At 68.1% G+C, this 20,803-nt stretch carries 18 protein-coding genes; 14 read left to right on the top strand and 4 right to left on the bottom strand.

Annotated elements, in window-relative coordinates:
• Positions 1-86: 86 nt before the first annotated feature.
• The 3 genes from SSPN_RS0135285 to SSPN_RS0135275 all read left to right on the top strand — a co-directional run bounded on the left by SSPN_RS0135285 (position 87) and on the right by SSPN_RS0135275 (position 2,672).
• Positions 87-800 (top strand): GntR family transcriptional regulator, encoded by a 714-nt coding sequence (locus SSPN_RS0135285; protein ID WP_010314313.1) that lies wholly within the window; start codon positions 87-89, stop codon positions 798-800.
• 190 nt (positions 801-990) lie between these two features.
• On the top strand, positions 991-2,013 hold the full coding sequence (locus tag SSPN_RS0135280; RefSeq protein WP_010314312.1) for an LLM class flavin-dependent oxidoreductase: 1,023 nt from the start codon (positions 991-993) through the stop codon (positions 2,011-2,013).
• 23 nt (positions 2,014-2,036) lie between these two features.
• Entirely contained in the window at positions 2,037-2,672 is a 636-nt protein-coding gene (locus tag SSPN_RS0135275; protein ID WP_010314309.1) for an NAD(P)-dependent oxidoreductase, read from the top strand.
• Between the two features lie 178 nt (positions 2,673-2,850).
• On the opposite strand, the gene SSPN_RS61930 is transcribed toward SSPN_RS0135275, so the two are convergent.
• Both SSPN_RS61930 and SSPN_RS0135265 read right to left on the bottom strand, forming a co-directional pair.
• Positions 2,851-3,132, bottom strand: a complete 282-nt coding sequence (locus tag SSPN_RS61930) for an SAM-dependent methyltransferase (RefSeq protein WP_202798977.1) — start codon at positions 3,130-3,132, stop codon at positions 2,851-2,853.
• Complete coding sequence (locus SSPN_RS0135265; protein WP_010314306.1) at positions 3,090-4,343, bottom strand: MFS transporter; 1,254 nt, start codon at positions 4,341-4,343, stop codon at positions 3,090-3,092. The genes SSPN_RS61930 and SSPN_RS0135265 overlap by 43 nt, the downstream gene beginning before the upstream one ends.
• A gap of 160 nt (positions 4,344-4,503) precedes the next feature.
• Here SSPN_RS0135265 and amiA point away from each other — a divergent pair, with 160 nt between their 5' ends.
• The 9 genes from amiA to SSPN_RS0135220 all read left to right on the top strand — a co-directional run bounded on the left by amiA (position 4,504) and on the right by SSPN_RS0135220 (position 14,307).
• Positions 4,504-4,608 carry a streptamidine family RiPP gene (amiA, locus tag SSPN_RS61925; protein WP_010314304.1) on the top strand — a complete coding sequence of 35 codons (105 nt, stop codon included), beginning with the start codon at positions 4,504-4,506 and terminating at the stop codon, positions 4,606-4,608.
• 89 nt (positions 4,609-4,697) lie between these two features.
• The gene (locus tag SSPN_RS0135255; protein WP_010314302.1) at positions 4,698-5,519 is read left to right on the top strand and encodes a hypothetical protein; all 822 of its coding nucleotides are present in this window, start codon (positions 4,698-4,700) and stop codon (positions 5,517-5,519) included.
• 14 nt (positions 5,520-5,533) lie between these two features.
• Positions 5,534-8,329, top strand: a complete 2,796-nt coding sequence (locus SSPN_RS52860; RefSeq protein WP_158309692.1) for a CocE/NonD family hydrolase — start codon at positions 5,534-5,536, stop codon at positions 8,327-8,329.
• Positions 8,326-9,516 carry a nitroreductase family protein gene (locus SSPN_RS47400; RefSeq protein WP_010314299.1) on the top strand — a complete coding sequence of 397 codons (1,191 nt, stop codon included), beginning with the start codon at positions 8,326-8,328 and terminating at the stop codon, positions 9,514-9,516. The genes SSPN_RS52860 and SSPN_RS47400 overlap by 4 nt, the downstream gene beginning before the upstream one ends.
• Positions 9,517-9,580: 64 nt before the next feature.
• Positions 9,581-10,381, top strand: coding sequence for a sugar phosphate isomerase/epimerase family protein (locus SSPN_RS0135240; RefSeq protein WP_010314297.1), 801 nt, complete (start codon positions 9,581-9,583; stop codon positions 10,379-10,381).
• A gap of 59 nt (positions 10,382-10,440) precedes the next feature.
• A complete protein-coding gene (locus SSPN_RS0135235; protein WP_010314295.1) occupies positions 10,441-11,457 on the top strand; it encodes an ABC transporter substrate-binding protein in 1,017 nt (338 codons plus the stop codon).
• A complete protein-coding gene (locus tag SSPN_RS0135230; protein ID WP_044576451.1) occupies positions 11,454-12,458 on the top strand; it encodes a FecCD family ABC transporter permease in 1,005 nt (334 codons plus the stop codon). Before SSPN_RS0135235 ends, SSPN_RS0135230 begins: the two co-directional genes overlap by 4 nt.
• Entirely contained in the window at positions 12,455-13,474 is a 1,020-nt protein-coding gene (locus tag SSPN_RS0135225) for a FecCD family ABC transporter permease (RefSeq protein ID WP_010314292.1), read from the top strand. The genes SSPN_RS0135230 and SSPN_RS0135225 overlap by 4 nt, the downstream gene beginning before the upstream one ends.
• Positions 13,471-14,307: an ABC transporter ATP-binding protein gene (locus SSPN_RS0135220; RefSeq protein WP_044576449.1), complete on the top strand. Its 837-nt coding sequence runs from the start codon at positions 13,471-13,473 to the stop codon at positions 14,305-14,307. The genes SSPN_RS0135225 and SSPN_RS0135220 overlap by 4 nt, the downstream gene beginning before the upstream one ends.
• 56 nt (positions 14,308-14,363) lie before the next feature.
• Here the strand turns inward: SSPN_RS0135220 and SSPN_RS0135215 are convergent, their stop codons facing one another.
• Entirely contained in the window at positions 14,364-16,745 is a 2,382-nt protein-coding gene (locus SSPN_RS0135215; protein ID WP_044576648.1) for an endonuclease/exonuclease/phosphatase family protein, read from the bottom strand.
• A 207-nt stretch (positions 16,746-16,952) separates the two neighbouring features.
• The gene (locus SSPN_RS55910) at positions 16,953-17,378 is read right to left on the bottom strand and encodes a hypothetical protein (protein ID WP_143539680.1); all 426 of its coding nucleotides are present in this window, start codon (positions 17,376-17,378) and stop codon (positions 16,953-16,955) included.
• 702 nt (positions 17,379-18,080) lie between these two features.
• Here SSPN_RS55910 and SSPN_RS55905 point away from each other — a divergent pair.
• Together SSPN_RS55905 and SSPN_RS52855 are read left to right on the top strand one after the other, a co-directional pair.
• Positions 18,081-19,109, top strand: coding sequence for an NsdA family TPR-like regulatory protein (locus tag SSPN_RS55905; RefSeq protein ID WP_237710910.1), 1,029 nt, complete (start codon positions 18,081-18,083; stop codon positions 19,107-19,109).
• Positions 19,110-19,654: 545 nt separating this feature from the next.
• Positions 19,655-20,803, top strand: coding sequence for a terpene synthase family protein (locus SSPN_RS52855; RefSeq protein WP_083822281.1), 1,149 nt, complete (start codon positions 19,655-19,657; stop codon positions 20,801-20,803).

Below are 20,803 nucleotides of genomic sequence, written 5' to 3'. Positions count from 1 at the left end.
GCAGCACTGGTATACAAGCACCTGTCCCGGAGGGCGTCAAGCACTGGTGTACTAGTTCGGCAGGCCTGTCCACTAGTGTTGGATCCGTGACCGAGGGGACCAGAGGGCGCACCAACAGGCGGGCCGTCTACGAGACGCTGCGCCGCAAGATGCTGACGTTGGAGCTGCGGCCGGGGGCCGCGCTGTCGGAGAACGAGCTCGCCGCGAGCCTCGGCGTGAGCCGCACTCCCGTGCGCGAGAGCCTCATCCTCCTGTCCGAGGAGGGGCTGGTGCAGGTGTTCCCGCAGGTCGGTTCGTTCGTGTCCAGGGTCGATCTGCGGCGGGTGGCCGACGCGCAGTTCCTGCGCGAGGCGGTCGAACTCGCCGCGCTAGACGACCTTCCGGCGGACCTCGACGGCGAGGTCGTCGCCGAACTGGAGGCCAACCTGGCGCGTCAGCAGGAGCCGCAGATCGATCTCGAGGATTTCTTCGCCCTCGACGAGGAGTTCCACCGCGGGCTCCTGCGGCTGTCCGGCCATGAAAGCGCTTGGCCGACCGTGGTGTCGGCGAAGGGCCACCTCGACCGCGCGCGCCGTCTCGGGCTCTACGAGGCGAACTCGCCGCGCGTGTTCGTCGACCAGCACGTCCGGATCTTCGAGGCCGTACTCGACCAAGACCCGCCGCGCGCCCGCGAGACCATGCGCGCGCACCTGCGCGAGGTCTTCGCCGACATCGAGCGGATCCGCGAGCGCAGCCCGGAGTTGTTCGTCACCAACTCCACCGCGACGCCCGTGCGGCGCAACGTCGTGGTCTGGGAGTGAACCCGGCGTTCATGCCAGGCTGAGATCGGCCTGCTCGTGGCCTTCGGGGTCCTCAGCTGCGTGCCGCTGCAACGAGCGGGCGCGAGGTACCGAGTCTCCTTGGACGGCTCCTGTCGGCGAGTTACCGAATTGGTCGAGTTGGTTGAATTGGTTGAGGAATCAACCAATGGGCTGCGGTGTTGCAACGGTCGTGAAACGCATCGGATTCCTATCCTTCGGACACTGGTCAGGCACTCCGCATTCGCAGACCAGGACCGCCTCGGACTCGTTGCTGCAGGCCATCGACCTGGCCGTGGCGGCAGAGGAGCTAGGTGCCGACGGGGCCTACTTCCGGGTGCACCACTTCGCCCGGCAACAGGGTTCCCCGTTCCCGCTGCTGGCCGCGATCGGCGCCAAGACCTCACGCATCGAGATCGGCACCGGCGTGATCGACATGCGGTACGAGAACCCGATGTACATGGCAGAGGATGCCGGGGCGGCGGACCTGATCTCCGGCAGCAGGCTCCAGCTCGGCATCAGCCGTGGCTCGCCAGAGCAGGTGATCGACGGGTGGCGATATTTCGGCTACCAGCCAAGCGGGGGCGAGACCGACGCCGACATGGCCCGCAAGCACACCGAGGTGTTGCTGAAGGTGCTGGAAGGCAAGGGGTTCGCCGAGCCGAACCCGCGCCCGATGTTCGCCAACCCGCCCGGACTGCTGCGCATCGAGCCGTACTCCGAGGGGCTGCGTGACCGGATCTGGTGGGGCGCCGGCTCAAACGCCACCGCGGCCTGGGCAGCCAAGCTCGGCATGAACCTGATGAGCTCGACCCTCAAGGACGACGAGGGCGGGGCGCCGTTCCACGTGCAGCAGGCCGAGCAGATCCGGGCGTTCCGCAAGGCGTGGGCCGAGTCCGGGTGGCAGCGCGAACCGCGCGTGTCGGTGTCGCGCAGCATCTTCGCGCTCACCAATGACCTGGACCGCGCGTACTTCGGCCGCGACAGCGACAGCGCGGACCACGTCGGCCACATCGACGCGAACACGCGGGCCATCTTCGGCCGCACCTACGCCGCCGAGCCCGACGTGCTGGTGCAGCAGCTGGCCGAGGACGAGGCGATCGCCGAGGCTGACACGCTGCTGTTGACCGTGCCCAACCAGCTCGGGGTGGATTACAACAGTCACGTGCTGGACAGCATCCTCACCCACGTCGCGCCCGCGCTCGGCTGGCGCTGACATCCACCCGCAGGGGAGTCATCATGGGCAAGATCCTGATCATCGGTGGTACCGGGTACACCGGCAGCAACGTCGTCACCGAGGCAGCCGCGCACGGTCACCAGGTGACGTCGTTCTCGCGGTCAGCGCCCACCACGCCGGTCGCCGGGGTGGTCTACCGGCACGGCATGGCCGAGGACGCCACGGCGCTGATCGCCGGCCAGGACGCGGTGGTCGCGACCCTGTCGCCGCGCGGGGACCTGGTGGGCCGGCTGCCCGGCCTGTACCAGGATTTCGCCAATGCGGCGGCCGGCACCGGGGCGCGCTTGATCGTGATCGCCGGGTTCTCGTCGCTGCGCCCCGCGCCGGGCGAGCCCAGGTTCGTCGAGGGGGAGATCTCCGAGCAGTTCCGGTCGGAGGCGCTCGAGATGGACGGGATCCGGGAATGGCTCGCGACCGCCGCGCCGGACGGACTCGACTGGACCGTGTTCTCGCCCGCGGGTGGCTACGGCTCCTGGGCTGCCGGCGAGAGGACCGGCACCTACCGCATCGGCGGTGACGTGGCTCTGTTCGACGAGAACGGCAAGTCGGAGATCTCCGGTGCCGACTTCGCGCTGGCGGTCGTCGACGAGATCGAGCGCCACGAGCACCCACGCGAACACATCTCGGTCGCCTACTGAGCGTTCCGGGTCATCGGGCGCGGCGAACGACATCGATGCCCGTTGTCGTGGTCGACCCTAGTTCGGCGCCACCGCGGCCGAGGCCACGAATCCGCACGGCGGTCGCCCGGATGCCGCCCTGTGGCGCCACGTTATCGAAGCGTGCGGTGACGAGCGCTGCCGCAGCGCCCACAGTGGACTATCGCCGGTGGCCCACCGCGCCGTAGCGGTTGCTCCGGTCCACCTCGTCGTCGGTCGGTGCTCTGTCGGGGCGCCACAGGGGCATGGGCACGACCCCGGGATCGACGATGGTGCAGCCGCCGAGGAGGTCCGCGATCTCCTCCGGGCTCCGCGGCTGTTTCACGCCGGAAGCGGAATCTCGCGCCCTGCGCGGACGGGCACGCTGGTTCGTACGGGGCCGGTGGGTGGCGTGTCGGATCAGGTTGTCGCGGTTCGGGGTTCGTTGCGCAGTGGTGAGCACCAAGCGGTGATGACGCCGATGGCCAGGACCAGGACACCGGCGGCGATTCCGGCGCGGGGGCTCGCCCCGGCCGCCGCGATCGCCCCGGCTAGCGCGGCTCCGGTCGGCATGCCGATGCCCCAGGACAGCATGCGGCAGGTCGTGTTGATCCGGCTCTGGAGTCCGTCGGGGCAGACCTGCTGGCGGTAGGTGATCGCGTTGATGACCACGGTGGAGTACGCGGCGCCCCACGCGGTGGCCGTCACAGCGGCGGCGATCCAATGCGTGGTGAGCACTACGGCGCACCCGCACAGCAGAGAGGCGGGAAGCGCGCCGAGCGCGAGGCGTGCGCCGCCGTAGCACCTCGTCAGGCGAGGCACGATTCGCGATGCGAGGAGTCCGCCGACGCCCCAGCCGCTGAACAGCACCGCGATGCGCCAGTCGCCGGACGGGGGTACGCCGAGTACGTGGTCTGCCCACGGCACGAGCATGGCTACGTAGGCGCCGCTGGCGACTGAGTGGGTGGTGCCCACGAGCGTGAGTACGCGGACCACGCGGTGGCGCGCGAGGAAGGACAGTCCAGTCCTGATGTCGGCGAGCATCGACGTGGCGGTCCTGCGCGTGGTGGTGTCCACAGGTGTCGACAGTGGACGGACGATCGAACGTACCAGCAGCCCGGACGCGAGCGCGGTCACGGCGTTGACGGCGGTCAGCGGTGCGGGCGTGGCGACCGCGACCAGCAGACCGCTCAGCGGGGGGATCACGAGTTCGGTGAGCGTTGTCGCCCCGTAGACCCTGGAGTAGGCCTCGGTGAGGAGCCGTTTGCCGACGAGCGTGGGCAGCGCCCCGAAGTTGGCGGCGTCGAAGAGCACGAACAGGGTCTGCACGCAGAAACCGACCACGAGCACCTGCGGCGCGGTGAGCATTCCGAGGGCCCAGGCGGCGGGGATGGTGGCCAGCAGGGCGGCGCTGGCGAAGTCGGCGCTCAGCATGAGCACCCGGCGGTCGGCGCGGTCTGCGACCGCACCTGCGATCAGGCCGAACAGCAGGTAGGGGAGCGCTTCGGCGACCGCGATGGCCGAGGTCCAGCCCGCCGATCCGGTGAGTTGGTAGACGAGGACGGGCAGCGCGACGGTCGCGACGAGGCTTCCCGCCACTGACGTCACCCGCGCGGCCAGGTAGCGCCGGAAGTCCTGGTCGGCGTGTGCCTCGTCGGCCGTGGTCTTGAGCATGTTCGTCCTCCTCGCCCCGGCCAGTGTAAATGAGAATCGTTTTCGTTAACGGGGCGGCCTCTGGGGTGGGGCGCATCACAGGCCAATGTCGATCAATCCGTTGAAAATGATTATCGTTTATGGCTCACTAAGCGGCGTAGATCACGAGGAGGTGAACAAAATGGACAACGTCTTCCAGCGCGTGGAGGTCGAGCGGGAGCTCCCGCACAACTCGGCCAGCCACAGCAACGCGCTCGTCGAGAACCCCTTCGAGGGCGACGAGTGATCGACCCCGGTGCCGGCACCGCTGGGTGCCGGCACCGGCCCCGAAACTTCCGGAAATGGCTTACTCCCAGAACTGATTAGGCAGGACTGATGCGACAGCGCGACGCCGCCGCACCGCCGCGACTGCGGCCCGGCTGCTCGGTTTTCACCGTGGACGGTCGGGGAGCGGTGCTGCGCGACGCCGCCGGGGCGATGTTCGATATCGCGTTGCCCGGCAACGAGCTCGCTGCCGTCCGCAGTGCCTTGGCCGGCGAGAACGGCGTGGAACCCGAGGCACTGGCGGCGTTCCGCCAGGCGGGGCACCTCGGTGCGCGCGCGACGTGGCCTGCGGAACGTGCGCGCGTGGTCGTGCTCGCGCGTGAGGACGCGCCGTTTTGCGAGGCACTGCGTCGTGCCGGTGCGGATCCGGTCGTGGTCCCGGCGACGTCGACCGCGGCGGACATCTTGGCTTGCGATCCGGCCGCCGTGTGCGCTTGGTCCGACGGCCCGGCCCCGAGCGCATGGCGAGAGCTCGACGTGCTCGTCGACCACGGCGTGGCGTGGCAGCGCGCGAGTCGCGAAGGCCGGCACGTCCTCGTCGAACCGGTGGCGGGGGAGGTGCGGCATCGTGATGTCGTTGCCCGCAGGCTGGCCGCCGCGGGGTCGGGACACCGTCACCTGGCCGAGTTCTGGGCGCAGCACGACACCGGGGAAGCGCTGCACGGCGACGAGGACGCCGATCCGTCCGACCTCGCTCTCGTCGCGGCGTTGCTGGTGAATGACCTCCGGGCATGGGCACTGGGTTCGCGCTCGGGGGAAAGCGCGTTCCATCCCCTTCCGCTGCCCGTTGACAGGCGGTTGCGCGTGGTCGACCTCGACACCGGCGCGATCAGCGATCATCCGGTCCTTCCCGTTCCCGCCAGCGCGCCATGACCGGCGATCACGTCGTGACCACTGTGGACGGTTGCCGGCTCGCCGTCACCGTGGTGGCGGCTGACGGGCCGGGCCCGGTCGTGCTGCTCCGCACGCCATACGGGCGCCACCGCCTGCTCGGCGAGGCGCAGGGATGGGCTCGGCGCGGGTTCACCTGCGTGGTCGGTGACGTGCGAGGCCGTTTCGGCTCGACCGGGGAATTCCTGCCCTACGTCCACGAACCGGCCGATGGCGCCGCGGTGGTCGACTGGGTTGCTGATCAGGACTTCGGCGGCGGTCCGCTGCTCGCCGCTGGAGCTTCCTACGGCGCGTACTGCGCGGTGACCGCCGCTTTGGCGCGACCGGACGTCGTGCGCGGGGTGCTGGCCAGCGTGCCGGCACTTGGGTTCGGCGAGACCGCGCGGGAACCGGGTGGTGCCGCGCGGCTCGCCTGCCGGGTGGGGTGGTGGGCCGAACACGGGGGCACCTCGGAACCGCGTGCGCCGCAGCACGATCTGAGCCTGCTGACGCAGCTACCGGTCGTCGGGCTCGTCGAACGGGCGCTCGGCACGACGCCGCCGGGCTGGGGCGAGATGTGGACGGCACCCCGTCGTGACGAGCGGTTGTGGAACAGGCTGCGCGAGCTGCGCATGCCGCTGCTCGCGGTCGGCGGTCTCCACGACCCCTTCGCTTCGCACACGGTGGAACTCGCCGAAGCATGGGGTGGGCCCACGCGTCTCGTCCTTGGGCCTTGGGGGCACGACCTGGACTCACGCGAGCCCGGCGCCGCTCTCGGCGGTCAGCGCATCGGCTCGGTGTACGCGCAGTGGGCGCGCGAGGTCTGCAGCGACGGATTCGGTGGAGACGCGGGCGTCATCGCCGTCGATTCGCACGGCCGGTGGAGGAGCCTGGACCACCGCCGCACGCGGTTGCCGTGCGTGGTGTCGGATGCGGCTTTCGTCGCCGACCCGTCCGACCCGTTCCGTTCGGACGTCAGGTTCTCCGAACGCGAGGACCGGGCGTTGGTGCGCACCGATCCGCTTGGTGCAGGCGAGATCGCTGGTCGTGTCACCGTCGCTCTCGATGCGGAGGCCGACTCCGTCGACGCGGACTGGGTGGTGCGCATCGCACTGCAAAACGGTGATCGCCTCGTGCCGTTGACGCACGCGATCGGCCGGTACGCGCATGTGCCAGGACGTCGCCGCGAGGTCGTGATCACGACACCGCCCATCGGTGTGCTGGTCGCCGCTGGGGCGCGGCTTGTCGTCGAGGTCGCAGGTCACCACTGGCCCGCCCACGCCCGCAACCCGCACACCGGCGGCGACCCGGTCACGGCGACCGAACTGCTGCCCGGTGCGCGTCACGTCCACGCGGCGCACCTCGACGTGCCTTGGCGCGGGCCAGGAACCGCTGTTGTCACGCCGTCGGCACTGCTCGATCCACCACGTCCCGACCAGGAGGTCGCTTCGATGCCCGCCACCCCGACGATGCCGGTGGAGTCCTTGATCGACCCCGTCACCGGGATCGTGCGCCGCCTCGTCGACGTCGCCCCGGTAAATGGTGCCCCGCCGCGCTACACCGGCGTCACCGCCGAGATCGCCGACGCGCGTCGGCTCGGCGCGTGGCCCGCCGACCGGGTAAGCCTCGGCACCACCTTCGGGGATCCCGGAGGGGCACGCACCGCCGCGCTCGGCGAGGCGGTGGAACGCTACTGCGGAAACCGGGTCGCGCCGGGTCTGCTGCGGGCGGCCGCCGCGGATTTGCGCGGTGAGCGGATGTTCGGGCCCGGCGACCTCCCGTTTTTCGCGCCGTGGCAGCATGAGGCCCCGCGCTGGCCGTACCGGCCGTTCACCGACGACCTGGCCGTGGAATGGGTGAAAGGCACCGAGGACGACGAACCGTGCTGGCTGCCCGCCTCGTGGGTGCACTTGAACTACCACAGCGGCGAACGTCGTCGGGAACACCGCCTGCACCACCTCAACTACGCGGGCATCGCAACCGGCACTGACGAGCGCGACGCGTTCCGCCGCGGCTTGCTGGAACTGCTCGAACGCGACGCGCTGGAGCTGTGGTGGCACCTGGGTGGCCCATCGCGAGGGATCGACATCGACTCGGTGCCCGGTCTGGCGGCCGAGGTCGCGGGCTCGCGACTCCGGGTGCACCTGGTCGAGCTGCCGACAGAGCATCCCGCCGCGTGCGTCGCGGCCGTGGTGGTGGATCCGGTGACCGGGATCGTCGGCGGGGGCGGCGCAGCCCGTTTCGACCCGGTGGAGGCGTGCACCAAGGCGGTGCTGGAAGCCGTGCACACGTGGGTGTTCACGCTCGGTCTGGTCGACCCCGGCGGATGGGTGTTCGAGGCGATTCGCGCCGGCATCCTCGCCGAAGGCCTCTACCTGCCGTTCCGGGAAGACCGTCGTTACCTGGACGATTCCGGCACCAGCTTCGGCCGGGTCCGGGACCTGGGCGCGCAGGTCCAGGTGTGGCTCGACGAACGCGTCCAGGAGCGGCTCCTGCCCCGGTTCACCCGGCCCGAGCAGGTGATCGGGGTCGACGAGCTCCCGCGCGGTGACCTGGATTCATTGCTGTCGAGCTTGCGTCGCAGCGGATGCCGGATCGCGCACTACGACCTGACGACCTCCGATGTCGCGCACACGCCGCTGCGGGTCGTGCGGGTGTGCGCCACGGGCCTCGTGCCGAACGCGCCCGCTGCATTCCGGTACTGGGGTCTGCCGCGGTGGCGCGAGGTCATCCAGGAGCGCGGTTGGGCCTCAGACGCGGATCCGCTCGGCGGACCGGCTGGTCTTGTCATCGAGCCCCCGCCGTTCCTGTGAGCGTCCGCGAGTCGCTGCACCTGGCGTGGGGCGGCGAACCACCTGGTGCCCCCGATCACGCGCTGCGGCCGGCGGAATCCCGGAGCTGGCCCGACGCCGGACTTGAGCTGGACCGTTGGCCGCGCGGTGGGATCGGCGCGCTGCTGGACCTCGCATTGGCCTCGGCCCCGCAACGACGAACTGGCGGAGTGCGGTTGCGCCGCGTGCCTTCGGCGGGCGGCCGGTATCCGATCGAGGCGCACGTCGTGCACCGGGGCGCGGCGTGGCGGTACGACCCGGTTCGCCACGCCCTGGTCGCGCCGACGAGGACAGCACGGTCCACATCGGACCTCCAGGTGGTGCTGTCGGTGAACCCCTTGCGGACGTGGTGGCGGTACGGCCCCCGCTCGCTCCCGGTGTTGCTGCTCGACCTGGGGCACGCGATAGGCGCGGTCCTCGCCTCGGCCACCGCACTGGGCCACCCGGCGCGCGCCACAACCGGCCTCGGCGTGGATGCACTGGCCGCGCTGGCGGGCCTGCCGTGCTCGGGAGGCGTGGTGCGGTGGCCGGGATGTGCGCCGGAGTTCCCGCTGTCAGTGGTGGAGATCGACGGCTCATTCACCCTTCCACCGGTGACCTCGGCCGAGTGCGCCCCGAACCCCGAACCGGCGCTCGACGCCATCATGGCGGCGCATGGCGAAGCGGCGTGGGCCCTGCTCGCCGCGGCGCTCACCGAGTTGGGGCGGGAGGGGCCGGCGCGGCAGTGGCAGTGGCGCGCACCGGAACCGGTCACGACCGAGCTGGTGACCCGGGCGACCGCGCCGTGGGCGGCCGTGACTTCTGGCGATGACGCGGCGGCGGAGTGGGAGGCGCTGTCGAGTTCTGCGGCGCCGCTGGCGATGGGGCAGGTCGCGGTGCTGCGGTCCGCGTCGAGCGACCTGGTGGCCGATCTCGCGCCCCGCTCGTGCGGTCAGCCGGAACTCGTTCGCTCGGGCGCGATACTGCTGGCGGCCGGAACGGTCGATCCCGACCCGGGGACGGCCTTCGACGAGCACGTCGGTGCGGGCTTGGCGGTGCACGCGGCGTGGTTGACCGCCACCAGGTTGGCCCTCCCGGCGCGGCCGGTCGGCTGCTGGATCGACACGGTTCTGCGGGGATCGGCAGGTCCGGCCCGCCTGCTCCACGCGCTCGCGGTCGGCGGGAGATGAGCCCCCGGCTCGCGACGGTGTCGGACGCCTGTTTGTCAGCACCCCCACGGAGAAGGACGAGAAAATGATCATCCCAGGACTGGCGTCGGTGACCTTCCGCCAGCTCGACCCCGCACAGGTGGTGTCGGTGGCGGTCGACTGCGGACTGCAGGTCGTGGAGTGGGGCGGTGACGTGCACGTGCCCCAAGGTGCCATCGGTACTGCGCGCACCGTTTCCGCGTTGTGCGCGGACTACGGCATCGAGATCGGTACGTACGGCTCTTACTACAAGGCCGGCCAAACCCCTGAATCCGAGTTCGACGCGGCGTTGCGCACGGCCGTCGCGCTGCGCGCACCCCGCGTCCGGGTGTGGGCGGGCGTGGTCGCGTCCGCGGAGGTAACCGGCGAGCAGCGTTCCCGCACCGTGGCCGACATTCGCCGTTGCGCGGAAGCGAGTGCGGCGGAAGGAATTCAGCTCACGGTCGAGTACCACGTCGAGTCGCTGACCGACGACATCGACTCGGCGCTGCGCCTGCACGACGAGGTCGGGCACGCCGCGCTGGTCGCGCATTGGCAGCCGCGCGAGCTGCCCGAGGTCGAAACCTGCGTGCGGGAAGTGCGTGCGCTGCTGCCGGAACTGGCGTCGGTGCACGCGTTCTCCTGGGGCGCGGACGGGTTCACCGAGCGGCTCGCGTTGGCCGACCGCGTCGACCTCTGGGACGCGGTCCTGGCCGAGCTCGCCGTCGATGGCAGGCGGCGCGAGGTGTTGCTGGAGTTCGTGCCCGGTGATCGCGTCGATGCGTGCAAACGCGACGCGGCTGCGCTGCGTGACCGGATCGCCGCGGCGTCCAGTGATGAATCACCCGAACATGGACACTTTAGTTGAAAATGGTTATCGTCATCGGCGCTTCCACTCGGTGGACGAATCGCTCAAGGAGGAATCTCGTGCGCGCTGAGCGCAGCACCGTTCGAACGCTTTCCGCTGTCATGCTTGCCGCCGTCGTCGGGCTCGCCGGTTGCTCGGCCGCTCCGGGCGAGCAGGCCGCGGATACGCCCGACATCGCGCCGGTTCCGGTGATCGACCGCGCAACGCAGCCGTTGCAGGCATCGCCGACCATCACAGACCCGCATGGGCAGCGGGTGAGCCTGCCGAAGGCACCCGAGCGGATCGTGTGCCTGAGCGGGCTCTGCGACGACATGCTCGTCGAACTCGGCATGACGCCGGCCGGTACGAGCAATCCGGCCCTGCTCATCCACCCCGCGCTGATGGGGGAGCAGGGCAAAGCGGTTCCCGCCGTGCAGGGCAGTTTCGGCTCCGAGGACATCGAGAGCATCGCGGCGCTCAAACCAGACCTCGTGATCGGGCTCTCGGGTGTGCATGACTCGCTGCGCCCAGCGATCGAAGGCTTCGCGCCGTTGTGGTTGACCGAGCCGGTGAACTGGCAGGAATCGGTGGAATACCTGCGGAACCTGGGTTCGCTGACCGGACGCACCGAGCAGGCGATGGCCGCGGAAACGGCCTTCCGCGCAAAGCTTGCCGACGCCGTGCAGGCCACTCGTGACAGCGGTCAGGTGCGTCAGAAGGTCGTGCTGATGTACGGCAGCGCCGAGTCGATCGGCGTGGACACCAGTGACTCCCTCAAGGGCGATCTGCTGGCGCAGCTGTTCACCTACCCCTTCCCGGCCAGGGGCGCGGATGTCGAGACCGCCAGCAACTACAGCGTCGAGGAACTGCTGGCCAAGCAGCCCGATGTAGCGCTGGTGTACTCGTTGCTCTTCTCGCCGGAGGACCGAACTCTCAGCGCGCAGCTCGCCGAAAACCCGGTGTGGAAGCAGATCCCGGCGGTGCAGGGGCAGCAGGTGCACGAGGTGCACGCCAAGCTGTTCGGCTCCGGGCGCGGTACGCGGAGCATGGCCGCGATCATCGACGCGTCCCTGAAGCTGGTCCCCGCTCCCCGATGAACTCACTTCTTCGGCGCGGCGACTGGCCTTTCGCGGCAGTTGCAGGTGGCCTAGCGGTAGTGCTGGTCGCCGCGTCGTTCATGCTCGGTGAGCCGTTCGTGGGCGTGAACCGCCTTCCGCACGCGCTGACCGCAGACGGAGGAGTGGAGCACACCGTGGTGGTGCTGTTGCGTGCTCCTCGAATGGTCCTCGCGGCGTTTGCCGGGGCGATGCTCGGGGTCGCAGGCCTGCTGTTGCAGGAATCCTTGCGGAATCCGTTGGCAGTGCCGGAAATGCTCGGGGTCTCCAGCGGAGCGTCGGCAGCGGTGGCGGGGTGCGTCGCGTGGGGCGTGTCGCTCCCGGGGGCACCGCTCGTGCCCGCGCTGCTGGGGGCCGCAGTTGGCGGTGCCTTCACGATGCTGGCGATCCGCGGCGTGACCGACCGGGCAGCGGTGCTGCTCGTCGGTGCGGCCGTCAGCGCTGGACTGCATGCGGTGATGTTGACGGCGTTGTCCCTGTCGGACTCGCGGGACCAGGGTGTGCTGGTGCGCTACCTGCTGGGTTCGCTGACCGGGACCACGTGGGAGACCGTCGCGACCGTGGTGCCGGGACTGCTGATCGGTCTGCCGCTGGCCGTGCTCATGATCCCCTCGCTCGGGGTGCTCCGGCTCGGTGACGACACCGCCGCCGCGCTCGGCGCGTCGCCGGTCCGGGCCCGAGCCACGACCTTGGCCGTGGGATGCGTGCTCACCGCTGTCGTCGTCGGGCCGTGCGGGCCGGTGGCCTGGATCGGTTTCCTCGCGCCGCAGTTGAGCCGCTGGCTGCGCCCGCAGGGCACGCATCGGTCGTGGCTGCTGTGGTCCGCGGTGCTGGGTGCGCTACTGGTGGTCACCGCAGATCTGCTGGCGCGGACGCTGCTGCACCCAATCGAACTGCCGGTGGGCGGATTGACCGCTGTCGTCGCGATCTGCGCGGGTTCGCTGCTCCTGCTGCGGCGCAAGGTGTCGGTGGTGGTCCGGTGATCGCGCGGATTCCCCGGCCGTTGCGGCTGATCGCCTTGCTCGTCGTCGTAGTGGCCTTCGGCATGGCGCACCTGGCGACGGGGTCGACGGTTTCGGCCGCGGAGACCTGGGCCGCGGTGTTCGGGCACGCGGACCGGCTGACCACGCAGATCGTCCACGACCTGCGGATGCCGCGCGTGCTCGTTGGCGCCGGGTCGGGCATGTGCCTGGGAATGGCGGGCATCGTGCTGCAGACAGTGCTGCGCAATCCGCTGGCGTCGCCGGATGTGACCGGAGTCGGTTCGGGTGCCGTGCTGGGTGCGGTGGTCGCGACGTTGGTGGGTGGCGACTTCGCTTCGCCTACCCGGATGATCCTGGTCGCGGTGGTGGGCGGCGCGCTGGGCGGTGGTGCGCTGTGGCTGGTCGCGGTGCGGGCGGGCAGCGACCCGTTGCGGTTGGTCGTGATCGGCGTGGTGGTGTCGGCCGCGCTCGGCGGCGGCACCACGATGCTGCTCACCGCCAGACCGCAGCTGACCGGGGCGATGACGCAGTGGTTGATCGGCTCGCTCAACGGGCGCACCTGGGCGCATTGGTCGGCGTTGTGGCCGTGGCTGCTCGTGGTTTCGGCGTCGGGGCTGCTGGTGTCCATGACGATCCAGGTGTTGGCAGTCGACGATGACCACGGGCGCGCCGTCGGGCTCGCGGTTACTCCCTGGCGCAGCGCGGTGCTGCTCATCGCGGTTCTGATGACGGCCGTCGCAATCGCCTCGGTCGGTGCCATGTCCTTCGTGGGTCTGCTCGCCCCGCACGCCGCACGTGCGCTGTTCGGCGCCGATCACCGTTTCACCCTGCCCGCAGCCGGATTGCTCGGTGCCGCGACGGTGTGCGGCGCGGATGTCGTGGCCCAGGCCGTCACGTCGTGGGTCGCGGACCCTGCGCGCGCCGGTGTCCCAACCGGGGCGGTGACCGCGTTGATCGGCGCAGTGGTCCTGATCCGGGTCGCCAGGAGAACCCCGACTGCCGGAGGAAAGCCTTGAGTGCCTTGAAAGCCCGTGGGATCACCGTCCGATTCGGAGACCGGATAGTCCTCGCCGGCGTCGATCTCACCGTCTCCGACGGCGAATGGGTGGCGCTCGTCGGCCGCAACGGCTGTGGCAAGACCACGTTGTTGCGCGTGCTCGGCGGACTCCACGTGCCGGATGCCGGTGAAGTCCTCGTACGAGGCCATTCGCTGCGATCGGCCTCCCGTCGTCAGATCGCCCGCGAGGTCGCGGTCCTGCCGCAGTCGATGCCGTCCGTGCCCGGCCTCACCGTCCGGCAGTTGGTGCGCCAGGGCCGGTACGCCGTGCACGGTCCCTTGGGGATGCTGGCGGGCGGGGACGACGCACAGGTGCGCGACGCGATGTCCGCCACCGGTGTCGAGCACTACGCCGATGAGTTGATCGACCGCCTCTCCGGTGGCGAACGCCAACGCGTGCGCCTGGCGCTCGCGTTGGCACAGGACACCTCGATCCTGCTGCTCGACGAGCCCACCACCTACCTGGACATCGGCCACCAGTTGGAAGTCCTCGAACTGGTCCGTCGGTTGCAGCACGAGCGCGGGCTGTGCGTGGTGACCGTGCTGCACGACCTCGAACAGGCCGCCCGCTACGCCGACCGACTCGTCGCGCTCCGCGACGGCGTGGTCCACGCCGAGGGCCCGACGGGTGAGGTCGTCGACGAAACGCTGCTGGCATCGGTGTTCGGCGTGTCCGGCCGGGTGCGGCTCGACGAACTCACCGGGCGTCCACTGTGCACATACGATTCGGTGCATCCCGAAGGAGCGGATCAGCCAGATGTGAAGCACCCGAGACCAGCTCGGTTGCGTTGAACGCACCAAGGCGGCCTCGGGCGGCTCCGGCCGCGACCGGAGCGGGGACTCGCGGGTCAGTTACCGGGTTGGAACCGCACGATCTGCGGGTCGTGGTCGCTGGACTGCACGGCGAACTCGGAGTTGATGTGCACCACGTCGTAGTCCACCCGCCGCGGCGTCCGCGACACCAGGATGTGGTCGAGGGCCTGCGAGCGGCCCTCGAACACGTAGCTGTAGCGCTCGTTCTCCGGCAAGGTGTCGATCAACGCCGTCAACGCACCACCCTGGGTGAGGGTCTGCAGGGTCGGCGAGAACTGGTAGTCGTTCAGGTCGCCGGCCACCACGACATTCGCCTTCGGATCGGCCGCGAGCAACTTGTCGATGAACGCGCGCAGGACCTCGGCCTGCTGCCCGCGCTGCACCTCGGAGCTGCGGTTCGGTGGCTGGTTGATCCCGTGCACGGACTGGTCACCGCCCTTCGAAGCGAAGTGGTTCGCCACGACGAACACCGCCTTGCCCTGGAAGACGAACTCGCCGGCCAGCGGCTTGCGGCTGTTCTGCCACGCCGTGTTGCCCGGGTCGACCCGGCCGGGGGACATCGACAGGTGCGGCTTCCCGTTGTTCTCGGCCACCACGTCGACCGCGGTCGTGGCGCCACCGCCCGGGCGGTCCACGAACGACACCCGCTTCGGGTTGAACAGGAAGCCCACGCGGATGTTGCCACCCGGCTGGCCACCGTCGGTCATGTCCTGGGGATCGATCTGCCGCCACTCGTAGCGCGGGCCACCCGCCGCCACGATCGCGTCGACGAAGCGCTTCAGCGTCTGGTCCGCCGCCACCACGCCGTCGTTGGCACCCGCAGGCCCGTTGTTGTCCTGGATCTCCTCCAGCGTGACGATGTCGGGCGAGGACAGGTGCTTCACGATGCCGCTGGCCAGCCCGTCGAATTTGGCCTGCTCGTCGACGGCCGACAGGTTCTCCACGTTGTAGGTGGCCACCGCGAGCTCGCCGCCCTTCTGCGGACGGGTGACCTCGCGCACCAGACCGTTGTCCTTGAGCTCGCCGAGGATCGAGGCCTGGACGGTGTACCCGCCGAACTGGCTGTACTCGACCGGTCCGGAGGTGATACCGGTGAGGACGTCACCCACGTTGGCCGGTGGGAACGGTCGTTCGGAGAACGGGATCAGCGATTGCACCTTGACGATCCCGCTGTTGGTCTCGTGGTAGCCGAGGTACACCGAGCCACCGCGGGCAGTCGGGTGCTCGTTCGGCTTGGTCGTCACGTAGAGCTCGTTGTAGGCGGTGGTCCCGCCCACGGCGCGCGCGTCGACGATGCTGATCAGCTCACCGTCGTGGGCCGCCCAGAAGTCCAACGCGTACTTTGAGGGCTCCAGCGGCCGCGATTCGATGCTGCCGCCCGGCTCCGCGACGTACTGGTCGGGCACCGTGTCCTCGGTGATCGCGAGCGCATCGGGCAGCTCGTTGCCGCGCGAGGCGGTGGTCCAGGTGGCGCTGGTGAGCTCGGTGGTCGTCGGCGAGCCGGACGCGGGGCGGTACTCAGCCACCGCACCGGTGACGGCGACGGCGTCGCCGACCGCGACGGCCGGGGTCACCGAACCGGTGACCACGAAGATGCCCTCGCTGGTGCGCGGGTCGTTGTCGGATTCGGGGTCCTGCAGCCAGAAACCACGCGCCGAGCCGAACGTCCGCGCCGCGGTCACGATGCCGGGGACTCGCACGACCTTGCCGGCCAACGGGGATGTCCGGGTGCTGCCCTGGACGTCGTGGATGCGCGTGTCGGTCACCCCACCGCCGGGCTCGCCGGGGCCTTCGCCCTTGGAGTTCTCCGGGGTCGGCGAGCCGGCCGCGAAGTCGGCTGCGTTGTCGTCGGTGTCGACCAGGCCGGGGCGGTGGACGGAGGTGGTGTTGCTGCCCGCAGGAGCCGGTCCGGTCTCCCGGACCACCGCGCTGCCGTAGCCGACGAGGTCGACGATCCGCGAGTCGGCCGCGCAGTCGTCGGCGGTGCGGCAGGTGAGCGGGGTTGTCCCCTCGACCAGCGCCACCGTGCCGGAGGCCGCCGCCATGTTGATCGACCCGGCGGCCTCCGGCGCGGGCAGTTCGGCGGTGCCGCCGCCGCTCTTGGCCTCGCCGACGAGATAACGCGCGCCCGGCTCGACCGAACCGGACAGCGCAGTGGCCTGCCAGCGGGAGTTCGCGGTCGGCGAGGCCGGCAGGTACTGCACGCTCATCCCGGTCAGGTCCGCCGCGGTGCCGCCGACTGTCACCAGTTCGACGAAGTCCTGGGTGAGGTGCGCGCCGGAGTTCCCGCCGCCGCCGTACACCTCGGCGATGACCGGGCCAGTGCTCGGTGCCGCCGCAGCGGGTGTGACCAGCACGGTCGACCCGCTAACAGCGACAACAGTGACCGCCGCGAGTGCGCGGCGGGTATTGCGCAGGAGTGAAGTCACCGAGGCATACTGGCCCGACCGGGTGAACCAAGAGAGCCCGGTCGATCAAGCTTCGGTATCGGCCGGACGTCCAAACGGCGAAGGCCGGTTGAAACCGCAGCCGGGCCGCGCCAATGCGTGCCGTAGGCATTACCCCGTTCTCGCTTGGCATACCCTGACCGCAACCGCAGGCCAGGAAACCCGATGGTCAACCGCTCACGCTCGCCGATCGCTGCCCCATTCATCAATGAACGATTCATGCTCCGGTAGCCATGCGTCGAGGTACGGGCGGACAAGTGAAAATATCGGTTCTGTTTGCCCTGGATCAACGTAAATAGGAATCCGAACGGTGGCGCTGTCGTCCGCCGGATACAAATCACGATTTTCGTATGCGACTCGGTCAACGGGCGAATTGTGAGCCGGGCCATTTTCCTGCTCCCGATGTAGCTTGTCGCGTATCTGTCGAACGCTGAGCGTGCCAGATACGTGATCCCCCTGCGAGGGAGAGGTGACGCGCTTGCTCTGGCGAAGCTCCCACCACAGGATTGAGCCGAATACGCTAGCGGCGACAAGGAGATACGCGGCAAATATAGCCATTTCCGTCTGCCTTAGACCGAACTGCTGCCCGAAGCGCTTATCCACGCATCCACGCACCCGCCCGGATATGTCGGGCTGCCTGTCATCGCCATGTCGTCCCTCGCACGAACTGTCGTCGCCGTGGTGTGGCCGGTGACCAGCCCCGTCGGGGTACCGCGCGTCAACTACGCCCCTGGCCGCCCGTGGACTGGTCACCGACCGTTCCCCAGTTCCGGCGTCGGGGGGCTTCCGCCGAGACCAGGGGAGTAGCGGCACCATTGCGCGCTACATACCTAGCATGTCCGGATACGGCTTGAGCCGGAACAGAGACATAGCCATAGAAGAGCCCGGGAACCAACCAGCCGATCAACCCGGAGGTTTACCCGGAGGACTGGTCCGATCACACCCCAAATGCCCTGATCATCTGGCTACACTTTGGGACTGATCGACTACGGAGGGTTGCCCGTGTCCGGTATGTCAAATGATCTTCTCCGGGCCGCACGGGTAGCCGCTGGATTGACCCAAGGACAACTAGCGGAACGAGCAAATGCCGAGGTAGAGCGCCTGACCGACGGCCCAGGCGCAATGGATGCCGATTACATAGGCAAGTTGGAACGCGGGGTTCACACCTGGCCCAACCGGTCCTACCGGGAGGCGCTACGGACAGTCCTCCAAGTCGAATCGGACGCTGACCTTGGCTTTCGCAGTTCCCGTAGCCGTGCCACTACCTTGAGAGCCAGCCCCCGGCGCGCGAACGGAGGGGATGACGTGGAACGAAAGACGTTTTTGCGAGCCTTGGCCGGTAGCATCGCTGGCTTCACGCTCGTGGACCCGGTGGCAGAGTTCGTAGCGAGTGCATCACCTACCGGCACGTATCGCCGAATCGGTCGCGCGGAAATCGACCATATTAACCATATGGCGCGCATGTTCGCTGGTCAGGACCATTTGTTCGGAGGCGAACTATCGGCCGACGCCGCTATTGCGCAACTTACGAGTTCGGCACAGTTGCTCAACGGCCAATTTTCCTCGGAAACAACAAGGCGTGAACTGTTCGCCGCAATGGGAGACTTGGCGGACATCGCGGCGGGCGTATGCTTCGACGCTGGCCTACATCAGAAGGCAGAAAGCTGCTTTCGGTTCGCTGCTGGATGTGCGACCGAAGTAGGCGACTGGTCCCTCAGAGCCAAAGCACTTTCCGGAATGGCTAATCTTGCAGTCCACCAGGAACGTTTCGACGACGCGCTTAGCTATGCAGAAATGGCGCTTGTGCGCACCGATAGACTCACGCCTCTCGTTCGCTCGGTGATGCATACGCGGCACGCTAGGGCGCTCGGTTCATTCGGTGTTGAGCGGGAAATGGATTGCATCACGGCGATTCGTCGCGCGGAGGATTGCTTTGTTGGCCGCTCTGACAATGAGCCGGAGTGGATCACTTATTACGATAGTTCACGACTGGCGCGTGACTGCGGCAGGGCACTTCTGGGATTGGCGCTGAATGGCGGTGATTACAGGGAGGCGCAGAATCAACTATGCGCGTCGATCGCAAGTTTTCCGGCATCGCATTCACGAGGAAAAGCGCTAGCCTTGGCCAACCTTGCCACCCTGATTATGTCCCGAGCGGACCCCGTATATGCCGTCGATCTTGGAAATGACGCGATAACATCTGTCGGCCAGGTACGATCAGATCGAGTCTTTAATGCGCTGCGGCAGCTAAGAGTGGCAGGAAAGCGGCATTTAAGCAATCCAGCCGTGCGAGACCTAAACCGGCGCATAGGCGAAATAATGCGAACTGGTTAGCCAAGTGCTCGGCCACAGCGTGAAGCCTGCTGCCTCGCTCAGGGTGCCCTGCACCAGGGAACGCAGCACAGCGAGCCAACGGAGCGGACCCGTCAGCGCACCCCACAGCGGCAGCAGCGAACCCACGACACCCCGAACCCCACCAGCCGCCGACGACAGCAGCCCAGCCACCACGACACCGCCACCGCCGCCCAGCGACAGCGATCACAAAGCGTCACGAAAAGCACGCGGGCGGAGTGAATTTTTTTGAGGCGTGTCCGGGTTCCCGACGTCGCAGCCCTCACTACGCCCTAACCCGTTTAGGCAAAAGCGGAACCCGCGGTGCCGCGAGATCAGGCGAGCCGCGGCGGTAACCGGAGAACAATCTCCGGCGAATTTGCCCTTTTGTGCGCTACTTTCTGCCCCTCCGACTCACCCAATCCGATCTTGCGTTGACCGGCACCTGGCGGCTACCTACAGTCGCCTTCTGCTACCTATCCGTAAGCGCCACTTCGGTTCTTAACCGGAGATCCTATTCGGCTCTTACCTGACTTATCGAGGACCGCATGGACAACGGCGCCAAGCCCATTGACTTGACCTGCTCCGTGGCAGGAATTCTCGGTGGGCTCAATTCGACACGTACCGCTCGCTGGCCGCTTCAGGAATGTGAAGCGGCCGTAGCCGTGTACCGAGATCTCGAGGAGTGGACGCGCGCCCGTCCGGACATTAAGGTTTCGCGGAGCAGTGCGGCTCTCCCCTGGTCATCTTTGCTTGCCGCCTACACCTTTGCGGGCACCTACAATCAGACGGTACGCGAGTTTGCCGCCCAATGCCTTACCCTATTCGTGTATGACGACATTGTAGATGACGAGTACGGAATTTTTGACGAAACAGCCTTGCAAGATCTGACGGCGGCCTGCTTAGGTGTCGCCAAGAGTGCCACAATACCCCAAGCCAGAACCCCAACCTCGTCCAGCATCATCCCGGACCAGCGAGGATCCGCGGTGAGCGAGGCGGGCCCGCTGGATAACGTTCTCGCTTCGGCGCGTGCGAGCGGACAACTTTCCCTTGTCGAGCAGACCATCTCCTGCTTCGCGGATTGCATGGGTGGAGCCGTGCGTCGCGCGCAATCAGCGGAGAGTGTAGAAATATTTCTTGACGTCCTGGCGAAGACGCTGCGAAGCCATCTGGTAAATCGCGACTCGCGAGCAAACGACGAATCGGCTCCAACGCTCGACCAACATCTCGCGAACGGTAGCTATGACGCAGGTGCGCCAATACTGCTACTCAGTGCAATGATGACAAATATGCCGCACGATATTGACCGGATCGAAGTCGACCGTTATCGATCTTGCTGCCTGGATCTCGGCTGGTGTGTCCGCGTGAGCAACGATATCGCCAGTCTTGACGACGATATGCATTCCGGACAGGTCAACGCCGTCGTCCTCATGGTGAAGGAAAAACAAGTAAGTGAGTTGCAGGCGATTCAAGACTTGCTGTCTGAGGTGCGCGGCAAGATAGCGCATATGCATCGAGTCGCCGACGATCCCAGTCATCCACTCAGTCAACATTACCGATGGCTCGCTCGTTGTGCGGACTTTCACGTCGATTGGTATATGACCAGGGCTTCCTACTCGTTCACCATCGAAGACTGGGTGACATTTGGGGCGGTGGACGACCATTTCGGCAAAGCCGTGCGGGCTGCGATCAGATAG

Origin of the sequence: Saccharopolyspora spinosa NRRL 18395 (assembly GCF_000194155.1) — a bacterium.
GTDB classification, from domain to species: Bacteria; Actinomycetota; Actinomycetes; order Mycobacteriales; family Pseudonocardiaceae; genus Saccharopolyspora; species Saccharopolyspora spinosa.
The sequence above is the reverse complement of the archived record's forward strand: the minus strand, read 5'-3'. Positions and strand labels throughout refer to the sequence as shown.